General features: G+C 41.3%; 14 protein-coding genes and 3 tRNA genes. 15 read left to right on the forward strand and 2 right to left on the reverse strand.

Features of this window, described 5'->3' with window-relative positions; translation table 11 throughout:
* Positions 1-32: 32 nt before the first annotated feature.
* The 12 genes from Q4A21_00700 to Q4A21_00755 all read left to right on the forward strand — a co-directional run bounded on the left by Q4A21_00700 (position 33) and on the right by Q4A21_00755 (position 11,973).
* Positions 33-108 (forward strand) — tRNA-Phe (locus tag Q4A21_00700).
* Between the two features lie 126 nt (positions 109-234).
* A tRNA-Thr gene (locus Q4A21_00705) sits at positions 235-311 on the forward strand.
* A gap of 18 nt (positions 312-329) precedes the next feature.
* Positions 330-414, forward strand: a tRNA-Tyr gene (locus Q4A21_00710).
* A gap of 84 nt (positions 415-498) precedes the next feature.
* On the forward strand, positions 499-1,716 hold the full coding sequence (gene ftsA, locus Q4A21_00715) for a cell division protein FtsA (GenBank protein MDO4902061.1): 1,218 nt from the start codon (positions 499-501) through the stop codon (positions 1,714-1,716).
* Positions 1,717-1,749: 33 nt separating this feature from the next.
* Entirely contained in the window at positions 1,750-2,961 is a 1,212-nt protein-coding gene (gene ftsZ / locus Q4A21_00720) for a cell division protein FtsZ (protein MDO4902062.1), read from the forward strand.
* Between the two features lie 20 nt (positions 2,962-2,981).
* Positions 2,982-3,416: an ATP cone domain-containing protein gene (locus Q4A21_00725; GenBank protein ID MDO4902063.1), complete on the forward strand. Its 435-nt coding sequence runs from the start codon at positions 2,982-2,984 to the stop codon at positions 3,414-3,416.
* Positions 3,413-3,673 carry a hypothetical protein gene (locus tag Q4A21_00730; GenBank protein ID MDO4902064.1) on the forward strand — a complete coding sequence of 87 codons (261 nt, stop codon included), beginning with the start codon at positions 3,413-3,415 and terminating at the stop codon, positions 3,671-3,673. Before Q4A21_00725 ends, Q4A21_00730 begins: the two co-directional genes overlap by 4 nt.
* 243 nt (positions 3,674-3,916) lie before the next feature.
* Complete coding sequence (locus Q4A21_00735; protein ID MDO4902065.1) at positions 3,917-4,201, forward strand: hypothetical protein; 285 nt, start codon at positions 3,917-3,919, stop codon at positions 4,199-4,201.
* Between the two features lie 15 nt (positions 4,202-4,216).
* Positions 4,217-7,156, forward strand: coding sequence for an isoleucine--tRNA ligase (gene ileS, locus Q4A21_00740; GenBank protein MDO4902066.1), 2,940 nt, complete (start codon positions 4,217-4,219; stop codon positions 7,154-7,156).
* Positions 7,157-7,285: 129 nt separating this feature from the next.
* On the forward strand, positions 7,286-7,774 hold the full coding sequence (locus tag Q4A21_00745; protein MDO4902067.1) for a hypothetical protein: 489 nt from the start codon (positions 7,286-7,288) through the stop codon (positions 7,772-7,774).
* Positions 7,775-7,874: 100 nt separating this feature from the next.
* A complete protein-coding gene (locus Q4A21_00750) occupies positions 7,875-10,343 on the forward strand; it encodes a hypothetical protein (protein ID MDO4902068.1) in 2,469 nt (822 codons plus the stop codon).
* Between the two features lie 16 nt (positions 10,344-10,359).
* Complete coding sequence (locus tag Q4A21_00755) at positions 10,360-11,973, forward strand: hypothetical protein (protein MDO4902069.1); 1,614 nt, start codon at positions 10,360-10,362, stop codon at positions 11,971-11,973.
* 144 nt (positions 11,974-12,117) lie between these two features.
* On the opposite strand, the gene rplU is transcribed toward Q4A21_00755, so the two are convergent.
* Positions 12,118-12,426 carry a 50S ribosomal protein L21 gene (rplU, locus tag Q4A21_00760; GenBank protein ID MDO4902070.1) on the reverse strand — a complete coding sequence of 103 codons (309 nt, stop codon included), beginning with the start codon at positions 12,424-12,426 and terminating at the stop codon, positions 12,118-12,120.
* Between the two features lie 106 nt (positions 12,427-12,532).
* Here rplU and Q4A21_00765 point away from each other — a divergent pair, with 106 nt between their 5' ends.
* Together Q4A21_00765 and Q4A21_00770 are read left to right on the forward strand one after the other, a co-directional pair.
* Positions 12,533-13,303, forward strand: a complete 771-nt coding sequence (locus Q4A21_00765; protein ID MDO4902071.1) for a ParA family protein — start codon at positions 12,533-12,535, stop codon at positions 13,301-13,303.
* Positions 13,303-14,190 carry a ParB/RepB/Spo0J family partition protein gene (locus Q4A21_00770; GenBank protein MDO4902072.1) on the forward strand — a complete coding sequence of 296 codons (888 nt, stop codon included), beginning with the start codon at positions 13,303-13,305 and terminating at the stop codon, positions 14,188-14,190. The genes Q4A21_00765 and Q4A21_00770 overlap by 1 nt, the downstream gene beginning before the upstream one ends.
* Positions 14,191-14,222: 32 nt before the next feature.
* On the opposite strand, the gene lepB is transcribed toward Q4A21_00770, so the two are convergent.
* Complete coding sequence (gene lepB / locus Q4A21_00775; GenBank protein ID MDO4902073.1) at positions 14,223-14,840, reverse strand: signal peptidase I; 618 nt, start codon at positions 14,838-14,840, stop codon at positions 14,223-14,225.
* 75 nt (positions 14,841-14,915) lie between these two features.
* Here lepB and Q4A21_00780 point away from each other — a divergent pair, with 75 nt between their 5' ends.
* Entirely contained in the window at positions 14,916-15,692 is a 777-nt protein-coding gene (locus tag Q4A21_00780; GenBank protein ID MDO4902074.1) for a hypothetical protein, read from the forward strand.
* Positions 15,693-15,703: the final 11 nt, after the last annotated feature.

Genomic DNA, 15,703 nt, shown 5'->3' on the forward strand with positions numbered 1-15,703 from the left:
TTGAAAGAAAGTGCGGTATAATAAAAAGGCGTGGCTCTTTAGCTCAGTTGGTAGAGCAGAGGCCTGAAGAGCCTTGTGTCCCCAGTTCAAGTCTGGGAGGAGCCACCAAAATTATTTTATAGGTCGCTTTTCGGAAGAGGGCGATTTTTATTTTATAAAAATATTTTCCTGAAATAATAAAAAGGGCTTGCGTTTTATAAAATTTTACGATATAATAAAAAAGTATTTGGCTATGCCACCTTAGCTCAGCTGGTTAGAGCAGCTGTTTTGTAAACAGCAGGCCTTCGGTTCGAATCCGAAAGGTGGCTCCAAATACATTTTTTATATCTGCTGGAATCGTGTAGCGGCAATCACAGGAGACTGTAAATCTCCCGCCTTTCGGCTTCGTAGGTTCGAGTCCTACTTCCAGCACCAAAATTATTTCAACACTACGCTTAAATTTGAGGGTAGTGTTATTTTGTTCTTGAAAATTTTTGCCATTAGCGGTATAATAGTTGTATGAATGAGCATTCTCGATATATAGCAGGTGTGGATATCGGTACGACTACTGTGAGAAGTATTGTGGCGAGTTTGGATTCACATAATCAGCCGACAATTGTGGGCATTAGTCAGTATGAAAACACAGGAATGAAGAAGGGTATTATCTCTCATCTTGAGGGTCCAGCCAAGGCGGTTGATGAATCATTGATTGAACTTGAAAATATCAGCGGTTATCAGATCGGCCGAGCAAGTTTTAGTATAAATGGATCACACCTTTTAAGTAATAAAGTTGAGGGCATGATTGCGCTTGCTTCGAGTGAGAATCGAGTGCTAGAGAGCGACATTGAGCGACTTCGAGAAGTTTCTACTATAGGTAAAATCCCTGCTAATCGAGAAACAATTGATTTCATTCCTTATTCTTATATTTTAGACGGACAAGGTGGAATATCTAATCCGTTGGATATGTCTGGATCTCGGCTTGAAGTCCGTGCTAATGTTGTGTCTTCTATGATACCTCACCAGAGTAATATTGAACAAATTGCTGACCTTGCTGATTTAGAAGTTAACAGGATCATTCCTAGCGTCATGGCTGCTGGACGCGCTGTTTTAACTGAAAAACAAAGAGAAAGTGGCGTTGCTGTTATTGATCTTGGTGCCACAACTACAGGAATTGCAATTTATGAAGATGGTGATCTTCAGTATCTCCGCGTGATTCCGATTGGTGGCGTTAATATCACTAACGATCTTGCGATTTGTCTTAAGATTACGCCCGAGATTGCTGAAGAAATTAAACTTCGACATGCGATTGCTGGAAACCGTGAACAAGATGAAGATATTATGGTTAAAAAAGGTCGTGAGCATTATAGTTTCAATACTTCTGAAATTGATGAAATTATTCAGGCACGTCTCGAAGAAATTTTTGAAGAAGTTAGAAAAGAATTTAAGCGAGCAGGATTTGATAAACAGTTGCCAAGTGGCGTAGTACTCGTTGGTGGTGGCGCTAATATGAAAAATATTGCAGAATACTCAAAGTCTATGCTAGAACTTGCATCACAAGTTGGTGAAATCCACCTTGAAAGTACTGTTTCTGATGAATTCAAAAAACCAGAATATGCGGCTGCCGTGGGGTTGATGCTCGAGGATATGCGAGATTTGCCGACGGAAAATCGTCGCGAGCGAGCAGAAGTAAGCGGTTTTGGCGGAATTTTCGCTAAAATATTCGGAAAAAAGCGATAAAAATGTTATAATTGAGAGAAGTAAAGGAGTTTTATGCCAGAGATTAAACCAAATGAAGTAGAAACATTCGCAAAAATTAAAGTTGTCGGAATCGGTGGTGCTGGAGGAAGCGCAGTTAACAGGATGAAAGATGTTGGCTTGAACAACATCGAATTCATCGCTATGAATACTGACGCACAGGCATTGTATAATTCTAAGGCGGACAAAAAGATCCACTTGGGCCGAGAAACTACCAACGGTCTTGGTGCGGGTGCTGATCCGCTTGTAGGAGAGGGTGCTGCAACTGAATCTCGTGAAGAAATCCGTGAGGCTCTTCAGGGCGCGGATATGATTTTTATTACTATTGGCGCGGGTGGTGGAACAGGCTCTGGTGCTGGTCATATCGTGGCGGAAATCGCTCGAGAAATGGGAATTTTGGTTGTCGGAGTCGCAACTCGTCCTTTTGCTTTTGAAGGCCAAAAGCGCAAGAAGAACGCAGACTGGGCGATTGAAAAACTTGCCGCAATGGTCGACACATTGATCACAATCCCTAATGATCGTCTTCTTCAGACTATAGATAGAAATATGCCCCTTCTCGAGACATTCAAGATTGCTGATGATGTTCTTCGCCAAGGTGTTCAGGGTATTTCTGAACTTATCACTGAGCACGGTATGATCAACCTTGACTTTGCAGACGTTAAATCTGTTATGAGTAACGCTGGATCTGCGCTTATGGGAATTGGCCGCGCAAGTGGTGAGGGTCGTGCTACCAAGGCTGCTGAGCAGGCGATAGAAAGTCCAATGATTGAAGTTTCTATCGATGGCGCACGCGGAGTTCTCTTTAATATTGCTGGTGGCTATGATATGTCTATGGCTGAAATTCAGGAAGCGGCTGAAATCATCACCGGAGCGGTCTCTCCAGATGCCAATATTATCTTTGGTACAACTCTCAAGCCAGAACTTGAAGATGAGATCGTGATTACTGTTGTGGCAACTGGCTTTGACCGTGAGTATAATAATCATACGACTTCGAGCCTTGATGACGCTGTGTCGAAGACTTTTGATCTCAAAGAAGATAAACCAGAAAAAATTGATGAAGCCATCTCTCAGGCGATTGATATGGAACTTGACAAGGAAGAAGATTCTCCTGCAGCAGACTTTACCTCTGATATTCAGGGCGGTAATATCTGGACTGAAGCAGAAGATGATGACGAGAGTGACATTCCAGCGTTCCTTCGCCGCCGCAAGAAAAATCGAGAGAAATAATCTTTCAAGGAGTTTCGAAAATGTTCAATCTGGACGAAACTAAAGTTTTGGAAAGCCGAGTTTCGGCGGATGGGCAATCAATTCGCCGCCGCCGAGTTTCTGCTGACGGCGTGCGCTTTACGACTTATGAGCGGATTGAAAAGCCAAGCATCACCGTTCTCAAGTCTCACGGTGGGCGAGAGCATTTCGATCGAGACAAACTCAAAACTTCTATTGTTAGATCTGTTGGAAAATTCATTTCGGAAATTCAAATTGAAGAAATCATCAATCGTGTGGAGAATTCTTTGATTGCGCGCGGTGGCAAAATACCTTCAAGAACTATCGGGGAAGAAGTTTTGTTAGCGCTTTTTGATATTGACAAGGTTGCTTATATTCGATTTGCGAGCGTTTTCAATGGGTTTGGAACAATCGATGACTTCGAAGAAATTTTAGAAAAAATCAGGAGCGAAAAGTGAAAATAATTGCCGTTTATAAAGAATTTAGTGATCACGGGCGAGAAGTTGAGAGTTTTTTGCGCGACTTCGAAAAAAGAACCGGTCGAGAAATTGAAGTCCGCGACCCAGAAGACCGAGATAATGAGTTCTTCTTGCGCGGATATGATATTGTGGAGTATCCGACAATACTGGCGATCTCTGATGATGGAATGTTGCAAAATATGTGGAAAGGGCGACCTCTGCCTACTATAGATGAGGTTAGTTTTTACGCAAAATAGGGCTGGATTTTCTGGCTCTTTTTTGTTAAAATAGATTAAAGCGTTTGAGCGGCTATCACCCGCGAGCATTGGGAAGAACGGTTTGCTAAGAACTTATTAGAACCCAACGGGCAGGCTCCGAAAAAGCCAAAATTAAGGGCTGAAAAAGTGAAATCACTTCTTTTGGAATCGAGATGGTAACGCCAGCGAAAGCGGGTTCTCGAAGTTAAAAGAGGTGATTTTTAATTTTTTGAAAGGAATCTTATGAAAAAGACTATTAAAAGAGTTGCGAAAAAGACTCAAAAGAAGATGGGGCTTTCTAAGATGGAATTTATAGGTTGGTGTGGAGCGGTGCTTTTTCTCCTAAGTTACTCTCTTGCCAGTCTTAAAATTATGAAAGTAGAATCGATAGAATATCAAATTATGAATTTGATCGGGGCGGCCATCGCAGTGATGATATCTCTAAGGCATGGTGTAAAGCAGACCGCAACGGTAAATATTGTTTGGGCTGTAGTTTCGGTAATTTCAATATTTAATATAATTTTTTAATTTCAAGGAGGAATAATGAAATTTCAAGCAAATTCAAGACGACGGGCTAAAGAGTATGAGGCAGGCATCGTCAAAAAGTGGAAGGCGGAAAAAACCTTCGAAAAATCAGTAGAAAATCGGAGCGAGGACAACGCCTTTGTCTTTTATGATGGTCCTCCATTCATCACGGGCGTGCCTCACCACGGAACGCTCCTTTCGAGTATCGTCAAAGATGCTGTGCCTCGCTACCAGACAATGCTCGGGCGTCGTGTTGAGCGTCGTTGGGGATGGGATACGCACGGTCTTCCAGCGGAAAACTTTGTAGAGAAGAAACTAGGCATCAAGACCCGTCACGAAGTTGGCTCCAAAATTTCGCTCGAAGAATACATAACTACGGCTCGAGAGAGTATGGTTTCTAACGCCGCTCTCTGGGAGAGTACCATTGATCGAGTTGGCCGTTGGGTTGAGTTCAAAAATGCTTATAAGACAATGGACAAAGAATTTATGGAATCCGTCTGGTGGGCATTCAAAACTCTTTACGAGAAGGGTAAGATCTATGAGGGTGAGCGTGTCTTGATGTATGACACCGCTTGGGCGACACCACTTTCCAAGAATGAAATGACGATGGACAATGATGCTTACCGGGTGGTGACCGATCCGAGTGTTTTTGTTAAATTCTGGCTTAAGAATTTTGAGGATTCTACTGGTGGCAAAGATAAGGTTGCGCTTCTTGCTTGGACGACCACGCCTTGGACTTTGCCTGCCAATATGGGTCTTTTCATCAATCCAGAAATTACTTATGCCAAGGTAAAATTGGGTGATGAGTGTTTCATTTTAGCAAAAGATTTGCTTGAAAAGGTCTTAGTCGATGAAAAGAAAAATCCCCTCGATTATGAACTTTTGGCGCTAGTTGACGGAAACGATCTGATTGGGCTTGAGTACGATCCGATCTTGCCAGAGTATAAATTTGAAGGTAAGGGCGCCGAGAACGCTTACAAGGTGTGGCCTGCCGATTATGTTTCGACCGAATCTGGAACGGGAATTGTTCACTCTGCGCCGGCTTATGGAGAGGAAGACTTCGAATTTAGTAAGAAGTATGGCGTGCCGGTTTATCACACTTTGGATGAGTATGGAAAATATCTCACGGGCGAATTTGCCGGTAACGATGTCTGGGAATTTAATAAACCTCTCGCTAAAATATTGAAAGAGCGCGGAATTGTCTGGAAGATTGATTATATCCGTCACGATTATCCGCACAATCCTCGCACTGGTCATCGCTTGATGTATCGTGCTCACCCAAGTTGGTTCTTCGATATTCAGGGTCAAAAAGATCTTATGATCGAACAGAATGAAAATATCAACTGGTTTCCATCTCACTTAAAACGCGGTCGTTTTGCTAAAAATATCGAAGCCGCACCAGATTGGAATTTGTCCCGTGACCGCTTCTGGGCTACTGCGATGCCAGTTTGGAAGTCTGAAAGTGGCAAAATCCGCGTTATTGGATCGTACGCAGAACTTAAAGAACTCTCCGGCGTTGAGCTCGAGGATTATCATCGTCCGTGGGTTGATGACATCACCTTCGAGATAGATGGAGAGATCTACACCCGCATCGACAAAGTCCTTGATTGTTGGTTTGAAAGTGGATCTATGCCGTTTGCGCAGTTCCACTATCCTTTCGAAAATAAAGAAAAATTCGAAAAGAATTTCCCCGGTGACTTCATCGTCGAATATGTCGGTCAAGTCCGTGCGTGGTTCTATTATGTTCACGCAGTTAATACGGCGCTCTTTGGCAAAAATGCATTCAAAAATGTCATCACGACAGGTGTTGTCGCTGGCAATGACGGGCGAAAGATGTCCAAGTCTCTCGGCAATTACACGGATCCGAACGAGTTGATGGATAATTATTCTGCGGACAGTTTGCGCTTTTTGTTGCTTTCGAGCCCGCTCCTTAACGGTGAAGATTTTGCGCTTCACGACAAAGATGTTTCGGATGTGGCACGAAAACTCTCAATGATCTGGAATATGTATGATTTCTTCACGATGTACGCCAGCGTCGACGGTTGGGAATTTAAGGGCGAATTGCGCGACCCTTCGAAAAACCTTGAGAATCCGCTCGATATTTGGATTGTGAGCCGCGTTCATCAACTTCGAAATGAAATCACGGAGAACATGGACGCCTACAACATTCCGCGCGCTTTGGAAGGTGTTCTGCCGTTCCTCGACGATGCTTCGAACTGGTTTGTCCGCCGTTCGCGCCGCCGTTTCTGGAAGAGCGAGGACGATAGTGACAAAACGCAGGCGTATCAGACGCTTCACTATGTTCTCGGTTATCTGTCTCTGATTTTGGCTCCGTTTGTGCCGTTCCTCGCAGAAGAACTTTGGTCTAAGATGGTTGATGGGGAGACTTCGGTTCATCTTCAAGATTGGCCAGAGGCAGGCGAGATCAACGAGAAAGTCATCGCTGAGATGGCGGAACTCCGTGGTTTTGTTAATGAAGCGTTGGCGCTTCGAGCAAAAAATGGTGTTAAGATTCGCCAGCCTTTAAGTAGCATAATAATTCCGCAGACTTCGAGCGAAATTAAGTGGTTTGTTGAAATTCTACAAGAAGAACTTAATGTTAAAAGTGTTCAGTATGTCGTGTTTGAAAAGGGCGATAATGGCGAAATTTTGAGCCATAAAAACGCTACGGAAGTCGATTTTGACTGGGAAATTACGCCAGAACTTCGTGATGAGGGATTGTCGCGCGAGATTATTCGCCACATTCAGGCTTCTCGCAAGAAGGCTGGACTAAATGTGGATGATAGAATTCTGCTTCAAATCCAATCTGAAAATCAAGAAATTCTAACTGCGTATAAAAAATTTGTTCAAGAAATTTTGCGCGAAACTTTGGCAAGTGAGGGTGACTTCGAGTCAGAATTCTCGCAAAGTGTCAAAATCGAAGGCTTCGAAACTGAGATTAAGCTCAAAAAAGCGTAATTTTCATTTTTCGAAAAACCAAAAATAAGCTCGATAGAAATTTCGGGCTTATTTTTATTGACATTTCAAAAAACTTATGCTATAATACAAGCATAATCAAGCAAAAATAAAAACAAAAAAGATAAGATTATGGAAAATTTTAATAAGAATATTGAGCAAGAAATTAGTTCAAATCCGTGGGAGATTTCTGCGGATGAGTTTCAGAGTTTCTCTTTGGAATATCTGAATGAAACCGCTGTTGAGTCATTGAGTGAGCGGGAGAAGTCGGCGGATCAAATTCGTCAAAATCTCGAAAGCATCTTCGAGAAATCTGACCGCGAGAATGAAAGCGAAGCGCGAAAAGATATTTTTCAGAGAAATACGGAGCGTGGGCGAGAAACTTCTAATTTATTTAGCGATGGATTTGACAGCGAGCCAGTTGAGTATTGGCAAGATTATAGTGCGGGATTTGCTGAGTACGCCGGCCGTGAAAAATTTATCGCACGCAATCAGAACCGAGGAATGGATCACGAGAGTTTGTCGAGAGAGATTTCGCAAGTCAAAAGTGAAGTCCGAAGCGTCGACTTCTCTCAAAAAATGTCCAATTTGGGCCACGCGATAATCGGAAAAGTTGCTTAAAAATAAAATCTTGAAAAAAGTTGAGCAAAATGCTTGACTTTTTTATTTTGTTTATGTTAAAATACGATAGTAAATAAAATATAAAATAAAAAGGACTAAAATGAATCTCAACAGATTAAATCAATCTAGTCAAGAGCATTCGCCTCCAAGCGATTGGGATTTTGATGCTGAAGTTGAAAAGCAACAGCTCATCAATGAAGAAATTGCTCGTCGGCAAGAAGATCAGGCTCGATATGATGACTATATGGAGTCGCAAAGGCAAGATGCTTTAGAGTCGGTATTTAATAGTATTGACGGATCGAGAGCTCTTGAATCATATGCTCATAAGCTTAGATGGCTAGAGATAAGCATAGATAATCTTGGCAAGGCTGTAATGTCTAATAAGACTCCAGGTCAAGATAAATTGATTGCTGAGCACGCAAGCGCATTAGCAGAAAAGGCCAATATTATGAGGCGAGTTATTGACGAGAAATTATCTAAAATAGAATCTCTTGGTGGTGCCGCCAAAGGTAGGGTTGATATACTTCGAGATCATCTTAACGATATAATTGAAGGCAGGGTGGTGTCTAATAAGGCGGATAATGCAGATAAAGATATTGAGCCTGACAACAAAGAAGTCGCTCCTGAATCAGGTAAGGATATTGAAGTAGATCCAGAAACTAAAAAAGACACACCTACCGCTCAAGATATGCTTGATGCAAAATTCAAAGAATTCCTTCAAGCTAAAAAATCTGGTGAATTGAAAGATTTTGAAAGCGTCAAAAAGATGTATGATGATTACCATGAGATGGCGTATAATGCTATTCAAAATGGAGAGGTCGAGAGTGGATATGCTCAGGCACAATTTGGTGCTTTTATGGATGAATATAAAAAATTCTCCAACAACAATCTTTCCAAAAATGGAGAAATCTCTTATGATGAGATTAAAAATCCAGAAAACTCTAAAGAATCTAAAAAGTTTTTGTCTGGATTTCAAGAAGAATGGCAGAAAGCTTACGATAGAATTTTAGAGAAAGATTCTTTTTCGGAAGAAGATATTGATCGTCTTATTAAACTTCGAAACACTTTTAGGAAGGATGGAATTTTTAGGTCTACCGTAAATGGTCGTTTGGATGAGGATAAATTTAAGCCTTTCAAGGATGCTTCTTCAGATATGTTTGACTTGGAGAATAAACTTCGAGATAAATTATTAGCGCAAGATAAAGATCCAGATCTAAAAAACTTCGGCCAAAACCTACCGGCTGAGATCAAAGCCGATCCGTTAGAAAGTAAAGAGAAAGAAGATCCTAAAGAAAAGCAGTCTTGGAGAAGTAGGATAATGAAATGGGGTGGAATTGCTATGCTTGGTGCAGTTTTATTTGGGGCTATGCGGTCAAATAGTTCTGAACCGAAATCTGATGATAGCGCTCCACGCACCGAACTCGTCACTAAGACTCAAGCAGAAGAGGTGAATGAGAATGAGAATGTAGATGGCGGTTTCAACCTAAATATAAATGAAAGCAACCAAGAAAAGCGGGAGAAGCTCTCTGGCAATAATCATTACGACGAAGAGGCTGATCCGTATTTTGCACAACATCCAGGAATTAATGGCTTATTTGATTCCGACGAGATAAAAGAAAGCCGTGAATCTCTTGGTCTTAATACGCAAAACATGACACCAGAGGAATTTAAGGAGTACGCTCTTAGCGAGGATAATCCTGCGATCATACAAGAATTTTTGATGACCGAACCTGCTATGCTTGAGGCATTTGGCCTAACTGCGGAAAGCGCAGAGAAGCTCTTTGATGATTATCGAAGAGAAGATGAAGATGCGTTTAACAAGGTTGCCGAAATTAGGAAGGTTTTCGCTGAAACATTTACGCAAGAAGGTACTGGCAGTCTTGATGGAGAGGCCTTCAACTCTGTATACCTAAAAGATGTTAATGGTGATGGCTCTGATCTTAACTTTGCCTACGCAAGCGATCTAAACCTCGGCGGAACGACAAGGATTATGTCCGTTGAAATAGGTGGAGTTAAGTACACCAAAGAGCTTCGAGATCAGTGTGGTGGGCAAATTGTCTTCAGATTAAGTGATGGAACTATTGTTGAGATTCCACCATATATTAAGGAGATACCAGCACCGACTCCAACCCCACCAAACACACCTCCGGAAACCCCAAAAAATCCAAACTTAAAACCTCAGGATATAAAGGATAGCTCAACCGTACTTGACGCAGGGGAGCAAAAGAATGATGTTGCTCATGACCAGGATGGTTACAAGGACCAAACCCCAGATGTTTCTCCCGGAACTGAAAGTAAAGACATTGACGCTGGCAATATAGATAATTCTCCTCGCGTTGATGTAGACAAAGAAGAGGATCAGGGGGCTAATCAAGCTGTCGAGAGTGACGAATCGCGTCAGCAAGATCTTCAAAACAAACAAGGAGAAGATCTACAGAGACAGGGAGAGAATAATGCCGAGGTCGGCGAGAACACACAACTTACCGATATTGGCGGTGGAATAAAGATTGACCAACAGGGCAATGTCTACTTGCCTGACGGAAGTGTAGTTCCGTATAATGGAAATTAAAAATAAAAGGTAAAAAATGAAAATTTCAAAAATACTTTCATCAATTGGAATTTCGTTCTCTATTGCGGTGATCTCTACGGTCGCCGCATCGGCCTGGGGTCCGGAACGATCCACTTTTACAGTGGAGAACCCTGCAACTTACCCAACATTTAACTCTATAACCAATGATCCTCATATTGGTGACGAGAGAAATTTTGTCAGGATAAGGGAAGTTGGAGCGCCTAAATTTGTTGATAGTGTCGATATCGTTCCAGGTAAAGAATATGAAGTTCAAATCTACTATCACAATAACGCCCGAAGCGATCTCAATGCTCAAGGTAGGGGTGCGGCTCTAAATTCAAAAATTAAAGCAACCCTGCCGAGTGTTGTAAAAAAGGGATCGAAAGTTGATGTATCTGGGGAGATTCTTTCTTCGAATGCTCGACCAAATAGAGTGTTCGATCATGCGACTATAAATTCCCCACAGAGAGATGTGGCGCTTCGATATATTATGGGTAGCGCTAATATCACCTCAAATGGTGCAATTAACGGAATGGCTTTGGACGCCAATCGCCTCTTTGGCGAAGGTCATCTGATTGGATATTCTGCATTAAATGGCGTTTTGCCTGGATGTTATCAATATTCTGGATCCGTTAAATTTAAATTTGTGGCAGACTATGCAGATTTCAACATTTCGAAAACCGTATCCAAAACAAATGCTAATAGTTTCCAAAAATCCCAAGATGTTAATGCTGGATCTATAGTTGATTTCAAGATTCACTATAAAAATACTGGAACTACGACGCAAAACAATGTTAATATTATGGATGTTCTTCCAAAAGGTATGACATATGTTGCGGGTTCGACTAAATTGTTTAATAATCTTTTACCTAACGGAAAAGTCTTGAATGATGCGGTCGTTACTGCTAATGGCGTAAATATTGGTGATTATAGAACAGGCGCAGAAGGCTATATAATCTTTAAGGCTAAGGTCGCCGAAGAAAAAGATTTGATTTGTGGAGTTAATACGCTAACTAATACAGCGCATATTCGAACAAATAATGGCAATAAGAATGATACTGCGACGGTCAATATTAGTAAAAAATGTACACCGCCACAAAAAGACTTCTGCCAAGTTATCGGCAAAACCCATCTCAAGAAAAATGACCCTAAATGTTTCGAGCCTTGCCAAATCAAGGGCAAAGAGCATTTGAAAAAAGACGATCCAAAATGTTTCGAACATTGTATTGTTAAGGGTAAAGAACATCTCAAAAAAGATGATCCTAAATGCAATGATCCGTGTCCAGTAAAGGGCAAGGAGCATCTCAAGGCTAACGATCCAAATTGTTACCAGCCTTGCGAAATTAAAGGTAAAGAGAATTTGAAATCTACTGATCCAAATTGCTCAGAGCCTTGCCAAATCAAGGGTAAAGAAAATCTCAAATCTACAGATCCTCTCTGTGGTGAAACTCCTGCAGAACTTCCAAAAACTGGTCCAATGGAAGCCGCTATGATGATTATCGCAATGACGGCGCTCAGTGGTGCAGTAGCATACTGGTTCCGCAGTCGGGAAGAAATGAAAAAGATTACTAACCTTGGTGCAAAGAAGGAAATCAAGACTCCAGAAATTACGCCAAAGAAAGATAAATAATCTTTTCCATAAGTCCTAAATTTAGCAAAACTCCGCGCTCGCATGCGGGGTTTTGTTCATTTTTTGAGTAAAATGCTTATGTCGCACAATAATAAAAATCTCCCTGAGTAGGGGAGATTTTTAAAATGGCTGGCCGCCTTAATATTATTTAATCGAAGTAATTTCGATTTTAGTGTATTTTTGACGATGTCCGTTTTCTTTGTGAACACGCTTTTTGGCTTTGTAGCGGATCACACGGATTTTTTCGCCCTTAACAAGTTCGTCAACAACTTTTGCGGAAACCTTCACGCCTTTCACAAAAGGTGTTCCAACTTCCACTTTGTCGCCATCAATAAGCATCAAAGCGTCGAGTTCGAGTTCTTTTGTTCCTTGCGGGAGGAGGTCCACCAGAAGGGTCTCTTTTTCGCTAACGATAAATTGCTTACCGCCAACTTTTACGACTGCTTTTTTCATAAAATCCTCATTAAAGTTAATATCTATACAATTTTAACAAATTTTGGCTAAAAAATCAAGACTAAAAATATTGGCAAGCACGAGCGTTTTATGATATAATGGGCGTATGAAGGTGATTTCGATTACGAATCAAAAGGGAGGCGTGGGCAAAACCACGAGTTCTATTAATATTGCTTTTTATTTGGCTAAAATGGGATTCAGGACGCTTTTACTTGATTTTGATCCTCAGGGAAATGCCACTAGTGGGCTTGGTGTAGATAAAAATACTTTAAGCGGAACGATGAGCGATGTTATCTCCGGCGAGAAATTTTTGAAAGATGTGATTTTGGATACCGAGTGGGATAATTTGAAGATTGCTCCAGCGACGCCAGTTCTCGCCAATACAGAAGTAGAACTTGCCAATGAAAAAGGGCGATTCTCTAAGTTGAAGGCGGCTCTTGCGAGCGTTAATGAGAGTTTTGATTTTGTGATTATCGACAGCCCGCCGAGCCTTTCTCTTTTGACTGTGAATGGATTTATTGCCAGTGATTTTTTGATTTTGCCAGTTCAAGCGGAATTTTACGCTATGGAGGGGCTAGGGCAATTGCTTGAGAGTATGAAACTAGTGAAAAAAGGTATGAATCCCGATCTTGAACTCTTGGGGGTTTTACCAACAATGGTTGATTCTCGGACCACTTTGAGCGGCCAAGTTTATGAAGAAATCAAGCGATTTTTCCCTGGTAAGGTATTTAACACGCCAATTCCGCGCAATATTCGTCTTGCTGAGGCGCCAAGTCATGGTGTGCCGGTTGGTGTTTATGATAGATTTTCCAAAGGCGCAAGGGCGTATAAGGCCGTAACTAAAGAAATTATTCAACGCGTGAAAGGAGAAAAATAATGGCTAAAAAAGGTTTGGGGCGTGGGTTTTCTTCGCTTATACCTACAGATCTGCTAATTGACGATCAATTCGATCCCACATTAGGGGTTGATGTCGAAATCTCAAAGTTGATGGAAATTCCTCTTGCCAAAATTTCTGCCGACCCAGATCAGCCCCGCCGACATTTTGATGAAGAAGCATTGGCAGATCTGGCTAACTCTATCAAGGTTCATGGTGTTCTTCAGCCAATTGTAGTGATTAAAAAGGGTGATAAATTTGAGATTGTCGCTGGCGAAAGGCGTTTTCGCGCGTCTAAATTAGCAGGACTTGAAAAAATCCCTGCTATCATCAGAGAACTTTCCGACCAGAACCGCCTCGAACTCTCTCTTATTGAGAACCTCCAGCGTTCTGATCTCAACGTTCTTGAAACGGCGACCGCATATCTCAAACTCCGTGAGCAATTCAATATGACCGCCAAGCAGATTGGCGAGCGTGTTGGTGGGCGGAGTGAGAGTGCGGTGCTCAACACACTTCGACTTCTTAATTTGCCGGACGAGGTTAAAAAACACGTTTATTCTGGCGAGTTGAAGGAGGGTCAGGTTAGGCCTCTCCTGAAAATAGATGAAGAAACTGTGCTAAAAATTTTGCCAAAAATCATCGAAGAGGGCTGGACTGCGCGTAAATTAGAGCAATTTTTGGTTCAATATAAAAAAGAGTCCGAGAAATCTGGAGATAAAAAGCCTAAAGAGATCGTTAAGATGCCTTTCGAAAGCACCACAAGGCGCATCTCGAAATGGCTTAAAACTGATGTAAATATCAAGGCTTCCGCTCGTGGGTCTGGACAGATCATCATTAAATTTAAGAGCGAAGAAGAGCTTAAGAGGCTCGAGGAAATTCTTTCTAAGTAATCTAAACCCTCTCGAGAATGAGAGGGTTTAGATTAGTAATCTTGAGAATACGTAAAATTCCTGATTCCATTGAAGGGGAAGATCCGCAAAGCAACTGGGCCGACTATCTGATATAGTGGGATTGTGCCAAGTCCGCTACGGGAGTCATACGATCCCGATCCCTCTCTATTATCTCCGGAGACAAAGATCTCGTCTTCAGGCACTGTCCATTCTCCATCGTGAGAGGTGTATTTTTTGGGCTCATTATTAAAGTTTTTGTCAACGTCAAAGCCATCCGGATGTTCTTTGTTATAAACAGTCATCTTGCCGTTTTCTACCTTGACTTTTTCTCCGGCAAAAGCGATAACTCGTTTAATTATATATTGATCTTTTTGTCCAGTGGTAAAGTGCGGATTTTTGAAAACAATTACATCTCCTCGGTTGGGTTTATAATTGGAATTGGTTAAATTGGCCCAAGTTGCAGGGATCCTGCTTACAATCACGCGATCGCCATCATGGAGCGTGTTTTCCATACTTCCGCCGACCACAGTATAGGTTTGAAAAAGAAATGAATTTATCAAAATCGTTCCTACGCTAACCGCAAAAACAAAACTAAAAATACCTAAAACATCGGATAAAAGCGGATGACGCTGCCAAAAATTACTCTTCATTATTCTATTTTAACACAAGCAAAAAACTTTTTCAATTATGGTTAAAATTTTATAAGTGTGATATAATTATAAAATATGGAGTTTATAAATCTTTCAAAAAAACATTCGTTGGCGAGTAGTATTTCTCACACCTTGCTTAATATTTTATTAGTTGGGGCGGTTTGGCTTTCAATTTATATTACCAAATTTCCGTTTATTGCGATTGGTCTTGTGTTGGTTTCAAAATGGCGTACTTTTGCTGTACGGCCACGATATTGGATTGTAAATGTTAAGTCTAACTTGGTAGATTTGATATTCTCGATTGGTATCGTCCTTTTGATGTGGCACAATGGCGCGGAGTATCTGTTGTCTACGGCAATCTTGGTGGGTCTTTATGTGATTTGGCTGACCTTTTTGAAGCCTCAAAGCACGGAAATTTATATGAAATTTCAAGCAATTTTGGCTGTTCTTATTGGATCGATGGCGTTAGTGTCAATCTCTTATGCTTGGAATCAAGAAGTGGTCGTTTTGATGGGATTCTTGATTGGATATGCGAGCCTTCGACATATTTTATCGGTTGATGGGGAGAAGAACATCGAGATTTTTAGTCTGTTCTGGGGTGTTATTGTTGCAGAAATGTTTTGGCTATTTAGTTTTTGGACTACTGGCTATGCGCTCTTTGGGATGAAGAACTTTATAGTTCCACAAGTTTCGATTGTGGTGACTACGCTAAGTTTTGCGGTTTTCGAATTTATCCTTAATTTCAAAAATCCAGAAAAATCCAAAAAAGATTTATTGTTGCCGATTGGTATGATGTTTTTGCTTTGCTTTATTTTGGTGGTGTTTTTCTCTGGAAGCGCAAGTGGGATTTAATCAATAAGAAA

It is taken from the genome of bacterium (assembly GCA_030530825.1).
Lineage (GTDB): Bacteria > Patescibacteriota > Saccharimonadia > Saccharimonadales > Saccharimonadaceae > Nanogingivalis.